At 68.2% G+C, this 17175-nt stretch carries 13 protein-coding genes, 2 tRNA genes and 1 riboswitch; of the genes, 7 read left to right on the forward strand and 8 right to left on the reverse strand.

The window, feature by feature from the left end:
* Positions 1 to 16 precede the first annotated feature (16 nt).
* The 4 genes from EV648_RS31010 to EV648_RS31025 form a co-directional block, all read right to left on the reverse strand.
* A complete protein-coding gene (locus EV648_RS31010) occupies positions 17 to 1072 on the reverse strand; it encodes a ribonucleotide-diphosphate reductase subunit beta (protein WP_199234913.1) in 1056 nt (351 codons plus the stop codon).
* A complete protein-coding gene (locus EV648_RS31015; protein ID WP_132298683.1) occupies positions 1069 to 3939 on the reverse strand; it encodes a ribonucleoside-diphosphate reductase subunit alpha in 2871 nt (956 codons plus the stop codon). Before EV648_RS31015 ends, EV648_RS31010 begins: the two co-directional genes overlap by 4 nt.
* A 174-nt stretch (positions 3940 to 4113) precedes the next feature.
* Positions 4114 to 4230: riboswitch (cobalamin riboswitch) on the reverse strand.
* A gap of 78 nt (positions 4231 to 4308) precedes the next feature.
* The gene (locus EV648_RS31020; RefSeq protein ID WP_132298684.1) at positions 4309 to 4890 is read right to left on the reverse strand and encodes a DinB family protein; all 582 of its coding nucleotides are present in this window, start codon (positions 4888 to 4890) and stop codon (positions 4309 to 4311) included.
* A 75-nt stretch (positions 4891 to 4965) separates the two neighbouring features.
* Positions 4966 to 6246: a Fic family protein gene (locus EV648_RS31025; protein WP_241995757.1), complete on the reverse strand. Its 1281-nt coding sequence runs from the start codon at positions 6244 to 6246 to the stop codon at positions 4966 to 4968.
* A 134-nt stretch (positions 6247 to 6380) separates the two neighbouring features.
* Here EV648_RS31025 and EV648_RS31030 point away from each other — a divergent pair, with 134 nt between their 5' ends.
* Positions 6381 to 7208 carry a class I SAM-dependent methyltransferase gene (locus EV648_RS31030; RefSeq protein ID WP_199234914.1) on the forward strand — a complete coding sequence of 276 codons (828 nt, stop codon included), beginning with the start codon at positions 6381 to 6383 and terminating at the stop codon, positions 7206 to 7208.
* Here EV648_RS31030 and EV648_RS31035 read toward each other — a convergent pair.
* Together EV648_RS31035 and EV648_RS31040 are read right to left on the reverse strand one after the other, a co-directional pair.
* Positions 7205 to 8077: a 3-methyladenine DNA glycosylase gene (locus EV648_RS31035; RefSeq protein WP_132298685.1), complete on the reverse strand. Its 873-nt coding sequence runs from the start codon at positions 8075 to 8077 to the stop codon at positions 7205 to 7207. The two genes, EV648_RS31030 and EV648_RS31035, sit on opposite strands and share 4 nt — an antisense overlap.
* 41 nt (positions 8078 to 8118) lie before the next feature.
* A complete protein-coding gene (locus EV648_RS31040; RefSeq protein ID WP_132298686.1) occupies positions 8119 to 8610 on the reverse strand; it encodes a GNAT family N-acetyltransferase in 492 nt (163 codons plus the stop codon).
* 70 nt (positions 8611 to 8680) lie between these two features.
* Between EV648_RS31040 and EV648_RS31045 the strand changes: the two genes are divergently transcribed.
* From EV648_RS31045 to EV648_RS31065, 5 genes are all read left to right on the forward strand, one after another.
* Entirely contained in the window at positions 8681 to 9469 is a 789-nt protein-coding gene (locus EV648_RS31045; protein ID WP_132298687.1) for a fumarylacetoacetate hydrolase family protein, read from the forward strand.
* A complete protein-coding gene (gltX, locus tag EV648_RS31050; protein WP_132298688.1) occupies positions 9462 to 11000 on the forward strand; it encodes a glutamate--tRNA ligase in 1539 nt (512 codons plus the stop codon). The genes EV648_RS31045 and gltX overlap by 8 nt, the downstream gene beginning before the upstream one ends.
* 4 nt (positions 11001 to 11004) lie before the next feature.
* Positions 11005 to 11979, forward strand: coding sequence for a CPBP family intramembrane glutamic endopeptidase (locus EV648_RS31055; RefSeq protein ID WP_132298689.1), 975 nt, complete (start codon positions 11005 to 11007; stop codon positions 11977 to 11979).
* Positions 11980 to 12095: 116 nt separating this feature from the next.
* A tRNA-Gln gene (locus EV648_RS31060) sits at positions 12096 to 12167 on the forward strand.
* Positions 12168 to 12247: 80 nt separating this feature from the next.
* Positions 12248 to 12323, forward strand: a tRNA-Glu gene (locus tag EV648_RS31065).
* Between the two features lie 61 nt (positions 12324 to 12384).
* Here EV648_RS31065 and EV648_RS31070 read toward each other — a convergent pair.
* The gene (locus EV648_RS31070; RefSeq protein WP_132298690.1) at positions 12385 to 14928 is read right to left on the reverse strand and encodes an ABC transporter permease; all 2544 of its coding nucleotides are present in this window, start codon (positions 14926 to 14928) and stop codon (positions 12385 to 12387) included.
* 3 nt (positions 14929 to 14931) lie between these two features.
* Entirely contained in the window at positions 14932 to 15684 is a 753-nt protein-coding gene (locus EV648_RS31075; protein ID WP_132298691.1) for an ABC transporter ATP-binding protein, read from the reverse strand.
* A 200-nt stretch (positions 15685 to 15884) separates the two neighbouring features.
* Between EV648_RS31075 and EV648_RS31080 the strand changes: the two genes are divergently transcribed.
* Positions 15885 to 17174, forward strand: a complete 1290-nt coding sequence (locus tag EV648_RS31080) for a histidine kinase (RefSeq protein ID WP_132298692.1) — start codon at positions 15885 to 15887, stop codon at positions 17172 to 17174.
* Position 17175 lies beyond the last annotated feature (1 nt).

The following is a 17175-nucleotide window of genomic DNA, read 5'->3' on the forward strand; positions in this document are numbered from 1 at the left end:
GATGAACGTCAGGAGATCACTCCCAGCTGAGGCTGCCGCCGGACTGGTACTCGATCACGCGGGTCTCGAAGAAGTTCTTCTCCTTCTTCAGGTCCATCACCTCGGACATCCAGCCGAAGGGGTTGCGGGTCTCGCCGAAGATCGGGGCGAGGCCGATCTGCTCCGCCCGGCGGTCGGTGATGAAGTGCATGTACTGCTGGCACAGGTCGGCGGTCAGGCCGAGCATGCCGTTCGGCATCGTCGCGCGGCCGTAGGCGACCTCCAGCTCACACGCCTCGGTGAGCATCTGCCGCACCTCGGCCTGGAACTGCGCGGTCCACAGGTGTGGGTTCTCCTGCTTGATCTGGTTGATGCAGTCGATGCCGAAGTTCAGGTGGATCGACTCGTCGCGCAGGATGTACTGGTACTGCTCGGCGATTCCGACCATCTTGTTGCGCCGGCCGAGCGACAGGATCTGCGCGAAGCCGGTGTAGAACCACATCCCCTCGAACACCACGTAGAAGGCGATCAGGTCGCGCAGGAAGTCCGTGTCCGACTCCGGAGTGCCGGTCCTGAACTCGGGATCCTCCAGGTGCTGGGTGTACTTCAGCGCCCAGGCGTCCTTGTCCGCGATCGACGGCACCTCGCGGTACATGTTGAAGAGTTCGCCCTCGTCCAGGCCGAGCGAAGTGCAGATGTACTGGAAGGTGTGCGTGTGCACGGCCTCCTCGAACGCCTGGCGGAGCAGGTACTGCCGGCACTCGGGGTTGGTGAGTTGCCGGTAGACCGCGAGCACGATGTTGTTCGCGACCAGGGACTCGGCGGTGGCGAAGAAGCCGAGGTTCCGCTTCAGCATCAGCCGCTCGTCCTCGGTCAGCCCGTCCCGGGACTTCCAGAGGGAGATGTCGGCCTGCATCGACACCTCGGTCGGCATCCAGTGGTTGTTGCAGCCGGCCAGGTACTTGTCCCAGGCCCACTGGTACTTCAGCGGGAGCAACTGGTTCACGTCCGCGCGGGCGTTGATCATCGCCTTGTCGGCGACCTCGACCCGCGATGCTCCGATGGCGATCTCGCCCAGTCCGGTGGTTGTCACTGGCAGGCCTCGCAGTCAGGGTCGTCGATCGAGCAGACAGCACCGGTGGGTTCTGGCAAGGCTGCCGGCAGGGCTACTGGCGCGGTAGGTTCTGGTAGGGCTACTGGAACGGCGTTGAGACGGCCGTCGGTTCCTTGCAGCGTGGACTTCTCCACGTGGGTCGCTGACTGGGAACGCAGGTAATAAGTCGTCTTGAGGCCAAACCGCCAAGCCGACCGGTAGAGCTCGTCGAGCGCCTTGCCGGAGGGTGCGGACATGTACAGGTTGAGTGACTGGGCCTGGTCGAGCCACTTCTGCCGACGCGACGCCGCCTTCACCAGCCACAGCGGATCCAGCTCGAACGCGGTCGCGTAGAGCTCCCGCAGGTCGGCCGGCACCCGGTCGATCTGGGACAGGATCCCGTCGTGGTACTTGAGGTCCGACACCATCACCTGGTCCCACAGGCCGCGTGCCTTGAGGTCGGCGACGAGGTACGGATTGGCGACGGTGAACTCACCGGACATGTTCGACTTCACGAACAGGTTCCGGTAGATCGGCTCGATCGACTGGCTGACCCCGCAGATGTTGGAGATCGTCGCGGTCGGCGCGATCGCCAGCACGTTGGAGTTCCGCATCCCGTCGCGCTGCACCTTGGCCCGCAGGGCGTCCCAGTCGAGCGTTTGGCCGGTGTCGACGATGAGGTCGCCGTTGCGCGCCTCGCGGAGCAGCTCGAGCGAGTCGATCGGCAGGATGCCCAGGCTCCACAGCGATCCGTCGAACGTCTGGTAGCTGCCGCGCTCGGCGGCCAGGTCGCTCGACGCCTCGATCGCGTGGTAGCTGATCTGCTCCATCGAGCTGTCGGCGAAGGAGACGGCCGAGTCGGAGGAGTAGGGAATGCGCAGCGCGAAGAGCGCGTCGGCGAATCCCATCAGGCCGAGGCCGACCGGGCGGTGCCGCTGGTTCGCGCGCTCGGACTCCGGCGTGGTGTAGAAGTTCACGTCGATCACGTCGTCGAGCATCCGGACGGCCGTCTTCACGGTGTCGCGGAGCAGGTCGGCATCCAGGCCGGTGGCGCTGAGGTGGGCGACCAGATTGACCGAGCCCAGGTTGCAGACCGCGGTCTCGTCGACGGTGGTGTTCAGGGTGATCTCGGTGCACAGGTTCGACGAGTGCACCACGCCGTCGTGCTGCTGCGGCGAACGCAGGTTGCACGCGTCCTTGAAGGTGATCCACGGGTGGCCGGTCTCGAAGAGCACGGTCAGCATCCGGCGCCACAGGTCGACGGCCTTGATCCGGCGGAACACCCGGATCTCACCGCGGTCGGCGGCCCGCTCGTAGTTCTCGTACGCCGTGGCGAAGGCGGCGCCGTACAGGTCGTGCAGGTCCGGGGCCTCGTCGGGGGAGAACAAGGTCCAGTCGCCGCCGGCCTCGACCCGCTGCAGGAACAGGTCGGGCACCCAGTTCGCGGTGTTCATGTCGTGCGTCCGCCGGCGCTCGTCACCGGTGTTCTTGCGCAGGTCGAGGAACTCCTCGATGTCCAGGTGCCAGGTCTCGAGGTACGCGCAGACCGCGCCCTTGCGCCTACCCCCCTGATTCACCGCGACGGCGGTGTCGTTGGCGATCTTCAGGAATGGCACGACGCCCTGGGACTCGCCGTTGGTACCGCGGATCTTCGCCCCGATACCGCGGATCGGGGTCCAGTCGTTGCCGAGCCCGCCGGAGTACTTCGCGAGTAGCGCGTTGTTGCGGATGCCGGTGAAGATGCCGGCCAGGTCGTCCTCGACGGTGGTGAGGAAGCACGACGACAGTTGCGGCCGGGTGCTGCCGGAGTTGAACAGCGTCGGCGTGGACGACATGAACCGGAACGAGCTGAGCAGCTCGTAGAACTCGATCGCGCGGTCCTCGCGGTTCTCCTCCTTCAGCGCGATCCCCATCGCGACGCGGAGGAAGAAGGCCTGGGGGAGCTCGAAGCGGACCTTGTCGATGTGCAGCAGGTAGCGGTCGTACAGCGTCTGCAGCCCGAGGAACGCGAAGTTCAGATCGCGCTCCGGCTTGATGGCCGCCGCGAGCTTGGCGAGGTCGAACGTGGCGAGCTCAGGGTCGAGCAGCCCGGCCTCGATCCCGGTTTCGATGTACTTCGGGAAGTAGTCGACGTACGCCGAGGCCATGTCCGCCTGGCTCGCCTGGCGCGGCTCACCGTGCACCCGGCCTAGCGCTTCGCGGCGGATCTGGTCCAGCAGCAACCTGCTGGCAGCGAAGCTGTACTCCGGTTCGGTCTCGACATACGCGCGGGCGGCCATCACCAGGGCGAGCTCGACCTCGTGCTGTGCGATGCCGTCGTAGCAGGAGCCGAGGGTCTCGTTCAGGATCAGGTCGGCATCGACCGAGTCGAGTCCCGCGGCTGCCTCGGCAACGATGAGGCGCAGGCGTTCCACGTCGAGGGGAGCGGTGCTGCCGTCGGCAGCGCGGACGGTGATGGCCGGCGGTTGCGTGCTGAGCTCGGCCGCGTTCTCCGGGGTGCGTGCCTTGCTGCGCTCCTCGCGGTAGAGGACGTAGGCCCGGGCGACCTGGTGCTCGCCGGCGCGCATCAGCGCCAGCTCGACCTGGTCCTGGATGTCCTCGACCTGCACACTGCGCCGGGCATCACCGCGGCTGGTGAGTGCGGCGACCGCTCTTGCGGTGAGGTCGGCGACGAGGTCCCTGACCCGATGGCTGCTCCCAGCCTCGGCGCCCTCGACGGCCAGGAAGGCCTTGCTGAGAGCCACCGAGATCTTGGTCGGGTCGAAGGCGGTGGTGCTGCCGTCGCGTCGTACGACGGTGTGTTGAATCGGCGCCGGCTGCCCGGGGGTCTGCCCGGTTGTCGGCTGAGCTGACGAAACGATGGTCACAAGCACTCTCTCCACGCGAGTCTCTGACGACCGAAACCGCGAACGAGCGCACGACGAAACGCCCAGCCCACCCGCCGCACCACACCCCGGCCATCCACCCGGTCCGTCCGTGCTGACGTTCTGCTGTTCGTCTCGTCCTGCGGCCCGCCCTCGAGGCCTCGGACAGCGGGTGCCGGCGGCATCCGCACTGGTGACAGGTATTCGGGCTCACGGAGACACGTTCCCCGCTGACCGCTGCGGGGCAGCTCCGGATTTCCACCGGATTCCCCTACCACCAGTAGAAGAGAGATTAGTTCCTCGACCCCCAGATGTTGTGGCACGACGCGCCGCGTGTCGCATATCTTGTGGTTCCCGTCGCTGAACTGCGGATCAGGCGGCCAAAGCGTGGAGGTCTTGAAGGGTCATGATCTCCGAGCCGTGGTGGATGAGTTCGCGGTTGAGGCGGAGGATCACGTGGCCGAAGGGCTCACCGGCGTCCAGTTCGGTGGCTTGGCTCAGGCCGACGGTCATCACCTGCTGCTCGTCGAGGTCGGCGATGGACTGCTGCCAGGCGTCGACCCAGTGGGCGAGCCAGGCGACGGCGTCGCGGGCGTTGCCGTGCAGGGTGATGTCGGCGCGGCCCTGCCGGCTCTCGCCGAAGGTCCACTCCCAGCGCTCGAAGAACGTCTCGGTCAGGTGGGCGATCAGCCAGGCGATCGTGCGCGGTCCCCGGTGGTCCGGCTCGTCCGGCCACTGCGCGACCCACTCGCCGGTGCCGAGCGACCTGAAGCGCCCGGCGTACTCGCGGCGGACGACGGTCAGGGCCTCGCTGCTCGGCCGCCAGAAGTACTCCTCGTCGGTCAGGGCCGCGAGCCGCCCGGACAGCACCATCCAGCTGAAGCCGAGCTGACCCCGCACCATCGCCATCGCCGATGGTCGCTGCAGGATGTCCCAGTCGAACGGCTCCGGCATCACAGTTCCTCACACTCCCCGTTTGCTTGCTCTTCGAACATATGTTCGAATTGTTCAACGCGAGGGAAGGGAAAGTCAACTACGACGGTGTGTTGGTGATGGCATCGACGGAACGGGTCTGCTAGGCGGCTCGATCCGGGTATCCGCCGCCGGGCTGGCGAAACGGCGTTCGAGGAGGGTGAAGGCATCGATCAGTTCAGGAGCTTCGTAGACCCGGTTGCGGCGGCCGTCCGTGACCTCGCGGAGCACGCCGGCTTCCGTGAGCCGGGTGAGCCCCTGGTTGGCGGCCTGCTGTGACCTGCCGATGAGCCCGGCCGCGGCGGCCAGGGTGAGTACTGGGGCCGCCGGCAGGGTGTCGATCAGCAGGTCGACGGCCGATCCCGCACGCACCGGGGCGGCCCGTTCGCGCCAGGCTGCCTTGAGTTCGGCCGCGGTGCGTTCGAAGCGAGCCGCCTCGGCCGTGGCGTGGGTGCACGCCGTCGCGAACATCAGCAGCCAGTCGTTTGCCGCGCCGCGAGCGCGAGGACTCGTCGCCTTGCCCACGTGCCTGAACGCGGTGAGCACTTCGACGTACTGCGTGGCGTGGGTGGCGAGTGACAGCGACACTGGCGGGACCGTGCGTTCGACGAGCCCCTCGGCCCGCAGGATCAGGTGGATCAGCGCGCGCCCGGTCCGGCCGTTGCCGTCGGCAAAGGGGTGAATGGTCTCGAACTGCGCGTGCGCGATGCCGGTTTTCGCCAGCACGGGAAGGGAGGAGTCCCGCACGAAGGCCATCAGGTCCTCGAGCAGTTCGGGCATGAGTTGCGCAGGCGGTGGCACGTAGTACGCCTCGGCGGGGGAGCGGCCGCCGATCCAGTTCTGCAGGAAGCGCACCTCGCCACCGAACTCCGGATTCGGCGAGTGCGCCATCAGTCGTCGATGCGCCTCGAGCAGGTGTTCGACCTCGAGTTTCTCGCCGATCTGCACGGACTCGGTCACCCAGGTCATCGCGTCGACCGCGCCGAGCACCTCCTCGGCGGTGACGTCGTGGTGCCGCGCGTTGTCCCGCAGCGCCTCCGCCTTCAGCAGCCGCCGCGCGCCGACCACGAGCCCCTCGATCTGCGACGACCCGACCGCCTCGGCCCGCAGCAACAACCGCGCCAAAGCCTCGCTGTTGGTCAGTACCGCGGCCGTCGCGTCGAGCCGGGCGAGATCCCCGGCCGCGTCCTCGAGCGCCGCCAGCACCTCGTCGCTGAGATCGAACTCCCGCCCGACCAACCCGTCCGGGAAGTACAACTCGTACGACCCGCCCAGCCGCTCGGCCCGGGTGAACCCGTCAGGGTGCCCCGGCCACCGATGCAACTCCACTCGAGCCATACCTAGGAGTGTCTCTTATTCAAGGTTGGGAGACAAGCTTGAATAAGAGTCAGCCTTGATCCAGGCAAGGTGAACCGATCGGAGGGGAGACTCGAACCCGGTCACGAAACTGGGGCGACGAGACTGGAGGCATCGTGCGGCTGGACGCGGCAGCGCTGGAAATGGTGGCGGCGAACGAGGCGGACTGGGATGCGCGGGCGGCGTTGCATGCGGCCAGCCGGTTCTACAGCCAGCCTGCGGAGTACTGGTTCGGCGACTACGAGTGGGAGGATCTCGGTCCGCTCGATGGGCGCGATGTGCTGCATCTCCAGTGTCATCTCGGCACCGAGACCATCGCCTTCGCCCGCCGCGGCGCCCGGACCGTCGGGCTCGACCTCTCGTCGCGATCGCTGGAGGAGGCACGGAAGCTTGCCGGCAACCAGAAGGCCGACATCGAGTACGTCCATGCGAACGTGTACGACGCGGTGGAAGCCCTGGAAGGCAGGCAGTTCGACGTCGTATACACCGGCAAGGGCGCGCTCTGCTACCTCCCCGACTTCGCCCAGTGGGCCGACGTCGTCCACCAACTCCTGAAGCCCGGCGGCTCCCTCTACATCGTCGAGTTCCACCCGCTGCTGAACGCGATGGGCCCGGTCGCCCTGCCTGGTGACACCGACGACCTGATCATCCGCAACGACTACCTGGAAGGCCGTGGCGCGATCGCCCACGACTCCACCGTCACCTACACCGGCGACCAGGTTCCCGGCCGCCAACGCAGCTTCGAGTGGATGCACAGCCTCGGCGAAGTAGTCACCGCCCTCGCCGCCACCGGCTTCCACATCACCCGCCTCCGCGAGTCCGAAGTACTCCAATGGCCCCGCTTCAACGCCATGCACCAAACCCCCAGGGGCTGGTGGCGCCTCCCGGATGAAGCGCCCCGGATCCCGCTGCTCTATGCCCTGCTGGCTACTACAAGCGATTAGGCCGGCAAGAGTTGGTCGCAGAGGTCGACCAACTGGAGGCGGAGCGGCCGGGCGCGCCGGGCGAAGGAGCGCTGGTCGGCTGCATAGGCGGCCTTGCCGGCTGGGGTTTCGATCTCGATCGGGGAGTAGCCCAGGGCTGCGAAGTCGTAGGGGGAGGCTTGCATGTCGAGGGTGCGGATGTCTCGGGCCAGTTCGAAGCAGTCGAGGAGCAGCGCGCTGGGGGTGAAGGGCATCAGCTTGGAGGCCCATTTGTAGAGGTCCATGTTGGCGTGGAGGCAGCCGCCCTGTTCAAGCGCCGGTTGTGCCTCGCGGGTCGGCTGGAGCACGTTCAGCGGGCGTGCGGGCGTGGTGAAGAAGCGGAAGGCGTCGAAGTGGGAGCAGGCGATCTTGTGGGACTCGACGACCTGGTCGGTGCCGCGGGGGCCGAGCCGGAGCGGCCAGTCGTGGCGGATTTCCTCGGTCTTGTAGACCATGGCCCACTCGTGCAGACCGAAGCAGCCGAACTGGGGCTGGCGGTCGGCCGTTGCCGCTAGCAACTGCAGGATCCAGCTGATCGAGTCGGTACGGCGCGAGACCTCGGCAGGATCCAGCTGCGCCGCGCCCTCGCAGTACAGGTAGCCGCGTCTTCCCTCGTACTGCGTGGCGCCGCGCAGGCGGATTCCCGGGCCGGGGTGCCAGACGCGGAGCTGGTTCGGACGGGTCGGGTAGTAGGTGAAGAGGAAGTCCTCCACCGGGTGCTTCTCCCGGCGCCGGCGGCGCTCCAGGTGGTCTGCGAGTAGAGCGTCGACCCGGGCGACATGGGCGGCCTGGAGCGGCTCCCACTCGGCGGGCTCGAGGGTGACGACGTCGGTCTGGGGTGGAGCGGGCACGCGGCCAGGGCTCACAGGTCCACGGCTCACAGGTCCAGGGCTCACAGGTCCAGGGCGAAGGCGTACAGGTCGACACCGGGGCGGGGAGACCAGTCGCGTTCGGGGAGGCGGGTGAAGCCGAGGCGTTCGTAGATCCGGTGTGCCCCGGTCATGTAGGTGGCGCTGGACAGGACAACCCGGTGGTAGCCGAGCTCGCGGGACCGCTCGACGCAATGCAGGCTCAGCGCAGTCCCGAGGCCGAGGCCGCGGGCCTTGGGAGAGACGCCGAGCATCCGGAACTCTCCCTCGCCCGTCTCGGCGATCTCGCCGTAGACCGAGCCCGGCGTACAGAAAGTAACGGTGCCGAGCAGCTCCGTGTCGTCCACCGCGACCCACAGTTCGGCCTTGGCGGCGCGGTCGGCGGCGTTGCGGAGGGTCAGTCGGTAGTCGGAGCCCTCGGGGATGAAGCCGTCGCTCGCGTAGGCGTCTGCGGTCAGCTCGCCGACCTCGTCGTACTCGTCGGGCCGGGCCAGGCGGATCGTCGTCGTCACCATGTAACTGTCTCACCCCGGTCCGGCGGTAGGCTCGGGGCCGTTCATCCTCTGACCTGAGCAAAGGCCTGAAGTGCGTATCGCCAGATTCTCCGTCGACGACGAGCCGAAGTACGGCGTCGTCGAGACCGACGACCCCGAGGGGCTCGTCGGAACCGTCGCCGTGCTCGACTCGGACCCGCTCTACCGGCCGGTCCAGTTCACCGGCGAGCAGCTGCAACTGGCCGACGTCCGGTTGCTGGCCCCGGTGATCCCGCGCAGCAAGGTTGTCTGCGTCGGGCGCAACTACCAGGCACACGCGGAGGAGCTCGGCAACGAGGTGCCGAAGGAGCCGCTGATCTTCCTCAAGCCGAACACCTCGGTGATCGGCCCGCGGGACGGCATCGTCTACCCGGAGCAGACGAACGACCTGCACTTCGAGGGCGAGCTGGCGATCGTGATCGGCCGCATCTGCCGCGACCTGCCCAAGGAACGCGTGAACGAGGTGATCTTCGGGTACACCGTCGCCAACGACGTCACCGCGCGGGACCTGCAGAAGACCGACGGCCAGTGGGCCCGGGCCAAGGGGTACGACACGTTCTGCCCGCTAGGCCCGTGGATCACCACCGAGCTCGACGTCTCCGACGTCCGGGTGACCACCACGCTGAACGGCGAGCCGAAGCAGGACGGCCGGACCTCGCAGTTCATCTTCGACATCCCGGAGGTGCTGGCCTACATCACCTCCTTCACCACGTTGCTGCCCGGCGACGTGGTGCTCACCGGCACCCCCGCGGGTGTCGGCCCGATGCTGCCCGGCGACGAGGTCGCGATCAGCATCGAGGGAATCGGAACTCTGACGAACAAGGTGATCGTGCGTGACTGACAGGCCTGCCCCGACCGACGACGACGTCCTCGGTGGCTTGGAACCCGACCAGGTGCGAGTGCGCTTCCCGCCGTCGCCGACCGGCAACATGCACGTCGGCAACATCCGGAGTGCCTTGTTCAACTGGGCCTTCGCCCGGCACTACGGTGGCAAGCTGGTGCTGCGGATCGAGGACACGGACACCGCACGCAACTCGCCCGAGGCGCTGCAGTACACGCTCGACTCGTTGCGCTGGCTCGGCCTGAACTGGGACGAGGGCCCCGAGATCGGCGGCGAGTACAGCCCGTACCTGCAGTCCGAGCGGATGGACATCTACGCCGACGTGGTGGCGAAGCTCCTCGCCGCGGGCAAGGCGTACCACTGCTACTGCTCGCAGGAAGAGCTCGAGCAGCGTCGCGAAGCAGCCCGTACCGCGGGCCAGCACAGCGGGTACGACGGCCACTGCCGCACGCTGACTCCTGAACAGGTGCAGGCCTATATCGACGAGGGCCGGCGCCCGGTGGTCCGGCTGCGGATGCCCGACCGGCCGATCGTGTTCGACGACCTGGTCCGCGGCGAGATCACCTTCCTGCCGGAGAACCTGGGCGACTACGTGCTCGTCCGGGCCAACGGCTACCCGCTGTACCCGCTGGTGAACCCGGTCGACGACGCGCTGATGGAGATCACCCACGTACTGCGGGGCGAGGACCTGCTGCCCTCGACGCCACGGCAGATCGCGCTCTACGAGGCGCTCGCGGAGATCGGTATCGGCTCCGGGAAGACCCCGCGGTTCGGGCACCTGCCGTTCGTGATGGGCGAGGGCAACAAGAAGCTGTCCAAGCGCGACCCGGGCTCCGGCCTCGGTGAGTACATGGAGCGCGGCTTCCTGCCCGAGGGCCTGCTGAACTACCTGGCTCTGCTCGGCTGGTCGATCGCCGACGACCGCGACGTCTTCACCATGGACGAGATGGTCAAGGCGTTCGACATCCGCAAGGTGAACGCGAACGCGGCCCGGTTCGACCCGAAGAAGTGCGAGGCGATCAACGCGTCGCACATGCGGATGCTGGATCCGTCGGAGTTCGCCGCCCGGGTGGTGCCGTTCCTGGCGCAGGCCGGCTTGCTGCCGGCCGAGCCCTCGGAGGAGCAGCTCGCAGTACTGCACGCGGCGGTGCCGCTGGTGCAGGAACGGATGAACACGCTGTCGGAGTCGCCGGACATGCTCGGCTTCCTGTTCATCCCCGACGAGGCGTTCTCGATCGACCCGGACGCGGCCGCGAAGGTGCTGACCGGTGACGCCGGCGCGGTGCTGGAGGCGACTTCGAAGGCGCTGTCGGAGCTCGGCGAGTGGAAGACGGAGGCGATCGAGCAGGCGCTGCGCGCGTCCTTGATCGAAGGGCTCGGGCTGAAGCCGAAGAACGCGTTCGGCCCGGTCCGGGTGGCGATCTCCGGCCGCCGGATCTCGCCGCCGCTGTTCGAGTCGCTGGAACTGCTCGGCCGGGAGCGCTCGCTCCGCAGGCTGGAGCAGGCCCGCGCCGCGCTGCCGGCGGACTGACCCGATGTCGTACGACGCGACGCCGCGGCCCGGGTCCACCGTCGACCTCGGGGACCTGGGGCCGCAGCCGTACCACCGGTTGCTGCGGAACCAGGTGACGCCCTGGTGGACCGTCATCCTCGGCGCGTTCACCATCCTGGCCGGCTGGATGTTCGCGAGCGTTGTGATCCTCTCGATCCAGATGGGGATCCGGGACGATCCGGAGGGCACGGTCTCCTGGTTCGGCCTGCTCGCGACCAACCTGTCGCTGATCGTGCTGATCCCGCTGAGCATGCTGGTCGCCCAGAAGCTGAACCGCCAGTCGCCCGGGCTGCTCTCGTCGGTGGTCGGCCGGCTGCGCTGGCGTGCGCTCGCCTGGTTCGGCGTCGCCGCGGTGGCGCTCGAGCTGGTGATGCTGGGCGTCATCCAGGTCGGCGGCGTCGACCTGCTGGACGACGGCGGCAGCGGTGTCGCGAAGGACGCGGCGGCCGTGATCGCCGTGACCCTGCTGACGTCCACCTTCCAGGCCGCGGGGGAGGAGTACTTCTTCCGCGGCTATCTGCTGCAGGCCGTCGGCGCGCTGGTGCGGAACTCGCTGGTGGCGGTGCTCGTCACCACTGTGCTCTTCACGATGGCGCACGGGATCTGGCCGTGGGAGAGCCCGGCGTTGTTCCTCGACCGCTTCGCCTTCGGTCTGGTGGCGGGCCTGCTGGTGATCCGGACGGGCGGTCTGGAGGCGTCGATCGCGGCGCACGCGGCCAACAACGTGGTCACCTTCATCTTCGCGGCTCTGACCAACAGCGTGGGCGACAGCCTGGGTGCCACGGACGCGCCCTGGTCGCTCGTGGCGGTCGACGTGGTGAAGTTCGCGGCCTTCGGTGTGATCGCGTTGCTGATGGCCCGCAAGATGCGTCTGGCGACGACCTGCGACCTGCCGCTGGTGGCGTCGCCGGTGCCCGGCACCGGACCGGGCAGCGGGCCAGGGAAGAGGCTGGTGTGACGGGAGTGACAACGCCCGGGCGGGACCCCGTTTTGGAATCTGACGGGATGCTCGGGTAGGCTCAGCGGGCCAGGTTGTGAGGGCGGAAACGCAAGCACAATCGCAGAGAAATGCCTTGGGGTATGGGGTAATTGGCAGCCCGTCTGATTCTGGTTCAGTTAGTCTAGGTTCGAGTCCTAGTACCCCAGCGAGCGATTGGACCGCACCGATGAAAGTCGGTACAGTTCATCCTCGTTGCCCGGCCCGCAAGGACCGAGCAACAACCTCTGGCCCCGTTGTGTAGCGGCCTAGCACGCCGCCCTCTCAAGGCGGTAGCGCGGGTTCGAATCCCGTCGGGGCTACCAGAGAATACGAAGGCCCGGACCTCACGGTCCGGGCCTTCGTCTGTTTCCGCTCAACCGGATCTCAGTCCGCCACCACCGCCTTCAGGACATCGACCTTGGCGGCGGACCTGGCCGGTCCGACGGCGGCCAGAACCCCTGCGACCGCGGCCAGCACCACGTAGAGCGCTACCTGCAGGCCGGGGATCGAGATGGCCTTGATGCCCTCGTCCGCGAGTGCCTGCGACAGCGCGAGCCCCAAGCCGATGCCGAGGGCGGCGCCGGACAGCGCACCGATCAGGGAGATGACCACGGACTCCCAGCGCACCATCGCCCGGACCTGGGCCCGCGTCATGCCGACCGCCCGGAGCAGGCCCAGCTCACGGGTCCGCTCGAAGACCGACAGCACCAGGGTGTTGACGATGCCCAGCAGAGCGATGATGACCGCCAGCAGCAACATCACCGTGACGAAGGTGAGCAGCTTGTCGATGAAGCCGCCGGCCTCCTTCTCGAACCCCTTGCGATCGAGCACCTTTGCGTCGGGGTGGTCGGCCAGGGCCGCGGTGATGGCCTTCTGAACGGTCGACCGGTCGGCGCCGGGCAGGAGCGTGACCAGGCCGGAGTTGATCAGTTGCGGGCCGGCCGCGGCGGTCTGAGCGGCGATGCTGATGACGAAGTCGTCGCTGATCCAGCCCTTGCTGTCGTAGATGCCGACGATCTTCATGGTGTGCTTGCCGGTCTCGGCGAACTCGGTCCCGATGCTGTCGCCGACCTTCCACCCGTGCGTCGTCGCGGCGGACTGTGCCACCACGATCCCGGTGGTGCCGAGGTCGGACACGGAGCCGGCCGACAACCGCAGGTTCAGCCCTGCCGTCGCGGTGGCCGGGTCGACGGCGGAGTAGCTCGAGTCCGCGCCGTTGAACCGGGCTTGACCCCAGCCGCTGGCGGAGACCTTGTCGACCCCGGACACGCCCTGGACTGCCTTGATCGCCTCCGGGCTGAAGCCCGGGCCCTGGGAACTCGAAGGGGTGACGAACAGGGCGGCGTTGGTCGAATCCCCGATGATGTCCCCGAACGAGGCCTTCAGCGACGAGGCGAACACGCCCATGCTGACGACCAGGGTCAGGCCGACCATCAGCGCGGCGGCCGTGGACGACGTACGGCGGGGATTGCGCATCGCGTTCTGCCGGGCCAGCTCGCCTGGCAGGCCACGCATCCGCAGCGGTACGCCGATCAGTGACGCCAGTGGACGGGCGGCAGCCGGCAGCAGCATGAGGACACCGACGATGATGGCCAGCAGGCTGGGGCCGAACAGCTTCATGCTCAGGTCGGCGTACAAGGTCATGAACAGTCCGGTCAGACCGATGACGGTGACGACGGCCCCGCTGATCACCCGCTTCTTCGTCGGGTTGCCGGCGCCTGGCACTGCCTCACGCAGAGCCTCTACCGGCAGCACCTTCGTCGCCCGGTGGGCCGGGACGAGTGCCGCCAAGACGGTGACCACGGTGCCGACCAGCAGAGATACCACGATGGTGCGGGGCTCCACCTGCATCGACGTACTGGGCAGGCTGAAGCCGACCGCGCCCATCAGCAGGTTGAGGCCCTTGGCGACGAGGAGGCCGAGACCGATACCGACGGCCGACGCGACGAGGCCGAGCAGCAGCGCCTCGAGCACCAGGCTCCGGTTCACCTGGCGCCGGGTGGCGCCGATGGCCCGCAGCAGGGCGATCTCCCGGGACCGCTGGGTGATCGTCATGGTGAAGGTGTTCCAGATGATGAACGAGCCGACGAACAAGGCGATGCCGGCGAAGATCATGAACATCACGGTGACGACCTTCAGGTCCTTGTTCACCGCGTCCGCGGACTCCTTCACCACGGTCGCACCGGTGACTGCCTCGGCGCCGTCGGGCAGCACCGTGTTGATCTTCTGCGCCAGGTCGGCTGGTGCCACTCCGGGGTCGGCGCTGACGCTGATCGAGTCGAACAGGCCGGGCGCTCCCAGCACCTGCTGCGCGGTGGCGGAGTCGAAGTACGCCCCAGTGGTACCACCGAGGTTCTTCTCGCCGCCGAAACCGACGGTGCCGACGACGGTGAACTCCTGGGTCGGACCGCGGAACAGCACCTTGATCGTGGAGCCGAGCGCGATGTGGTGTTCCTCGGCGCTGGTGGCGTCGATCGCCACCTGGTGCGCGCCCGAGGGCGCGGCGCCGGTGAGGAGCTTGACGTCACCTCGCAGCGCGGGATCGGCCGGCAGGCTGTAGCCCATGGTGGGCGCTCCGCCGCTGGTCAGCACGGCCCGGCCGCTGTTGTCGGTCAGCAGCGCGTAGCCGCTCACGGAGCCCTCGGCGGTGCGGACCCCGTCGGCCTGGCGTACCTGGGTGAGGACAGAGGCGGGGATCGGGGCCCGGCTGGTGCTGATGCCTTCGGACTGGCTGTAGGCGGCCTCGGCGCGGACGACCGCGTCGGTGCCGGCGGAGACCTTGCCGAACAGCTGGTCGAAGGCCAGACGCATGGTGTCGGTCAGGACGAGGGTGCCGGCCAGGAACGCGACCCCGAGTGCGATCGAGGCCACGGTCAAGGCGAGTCGCACCTTGTGCGCGAGCATGCCGCGCAGCGTTGCGGTGAACATGGTTCAGGCTCCTAGATGCTTCATGAAGTCGAGAACGGCGTCGGCCGTCGGCTCGAACATCTCGTCGACGACGTGCCCGTCGGCCAGGAACAGGACCCGGTCGGCGTAGCTGGCGGCGGTCGGGTCGTGGGTGACCATGACGACCGTCTGGCCGAGCTCCTTGACGGCCTTGCGCAGGAAGCCGAGTAGTTCGGTTCCCGAGGCGGAGTCGAGCGCACCGGTGGGCTCGTCCGCGAAGACGATCTGCGGACGCGAGGCGAGCGCACGGGCCGCGGCGACCCGTTGCTGCTGCCCGCCGGACAATTCGGTCGGGCGATGGCTCAGCCGGTCGGCGAGCCCCAGCTTGTCGACGATCGACTTGACCCAGATGTCGTCCGGCTTGCGGCCGGCGATGCGGATCGGCAGGACGATGTTCTCCGCGGCGCTCATCGTGGGCAGCAGGTTGAACGACTGGAAGATGAAGCCGATCTGGTCCCGGCGCAACAGCGTGAGCGCTTTGTCGTTCAGCGAGGTGATCTGGGTGTCCCCGAGGAACACCTCGCCGGACGTCGGCCGGTCGAGGCCGGCGAGCATGTGCAGCAAGGTCGACTTGCCCGAGCCGGACGGCCCCATGATCGCGGTGAACATGCCGGCGTCGAGGCTGACACTGACGTCCTTGAGTGCGGCGATGGTCGCGTCGCCCGTGCCGTAGAACTTGCTGATGCCCTCGGCCCGGGCCGCGGCCGTCGCCGGCGCAATGGTGGTGGTGGCAGACATGTGATTCTCCCTGTGCCTGGTTCGCCCCCCGGTCGAGTGGCGTGATCCCAGCAAAGGCGTTCCGGCGGCCTGATCCCATCGGGCTGGGCGCACGCCGTCGGGGCGCTGCCCGTGGGCAATCAGCGGACGATCGTGCGGCTGACCCCACCCCGGGGGTTCGGGCACTCCCATCCCGACGCCGGTGGGCGCAGACTGCAGAGGTGAAGTTGTGGGGGCGACGGCGGACCCGCCGTGAACAACTCGCTGCTCTGCTGGTGTTGGGCGGGCTCGTGGTGTTCGTGGTGCTGGTCTACGTCGTCATCGTTCTCGGCGGTGGCGCCCTCATCGGCCACACGTCGTCGCCGCACGCGGGACTCTCGGTGCTGGCGACTGCGGTGGTCGCCCTGTCCCTCGGGCGGGTGCAGTCACGCCTCGAGGTCGTCATGTCGCGATTGGTGCACGGTGGCTCGCAGTCGCCGTATGAGGTCCTCAGCCGGTTCTCGCCGGCGGTGACCGGTGGCCCGGCGACGGATGACCTGCCGGCCCGGATGGCCGAAGTACTGGCCGCCGGGACGGGTGCCAGGGCAGCGCAGGTGTGGCTGATGGTCGACGGCCGGTTGAGGCTCGCCGCAACCTGGCCCGCTGACGGAGCGACGGCCCGCGAGTTGCCCGGTCGGCGGCAGTTGTCGGTGCGCCAGGCCGGAGAGTTGCTGGGTGTGCTGGTCGTACAGGAACACGAGAACGTACCGCTGACGCCGGTCGAGGAACGACTCTTCGCAGGGTTGGCCAACCAGGCCGGGCTGGTACTGCGTGGCGCGCGGTTGCGGGCCGAGCTGGTTCATCGGCTCGCGGAGCTGTCCAGGCTCGCAGCGGAACTGCGAAGGTCGAGGCAACGACTCGTCGACGCGCAGGACGCCGAGCGGAAACGGCTCGAGCGCGACATCCATGACGGCGCTCAGCAGCATCTGGTCGCGCTCGCGGTGAACCTGAGGCTTGCCCACACCTTGGCCGGCCGGTCGCCCGAGCGGGCCGATCGGCTGCTCGCGGAGCAATGCCAGGCGGCCACCGCGGCCATCGAGGCGATCACCAGCCTGTCGCGGGGCATCTACCCGAGCCTGCTCGTCGACGAAGGGCTTGCGGTCGCGCTTCGGACGGCGGTCGCCTGGAGCCCGCTGCCGGCCGAACTGGTCGCGGCCGACATCGGCCGGTACCCGGCGGGCGTCGAGGCCGCGGCGTACTTCTGTGCGCTGGAGGCGCTGCAGAACTCGGCCAAGCACTCCTCGGCGACGGCGATCCGCCTGGACCTGCGGGGCGGCCCCACAATCCTCGAGGTGACTGTCCAGGACGACGGTGCCGGGTTCGATCTCGGGGCAGCGCATGCCGGCGCAGGTCTGGCCAACATGCGGGACCGGGTCGAGTCGGCAGGCGGAACGCTGACCATCGAGACGACACCCTTGCGCGGCACCCTGGTCGCAGCGCGACTGCCGGGCGCGCCCCGGCCGGGGGACTGAC

Origin of the sequence: Kribbella sp. VKM Ac-2568 (genome assembly GCF_004345365.1) — a bacterium.
Classification (GTDB): Bacteria; Actinomycetota; Actinomycetes; order Propionibacteriales; family Kribbellaceae; genus Kribbella; species Kribbella orskensis.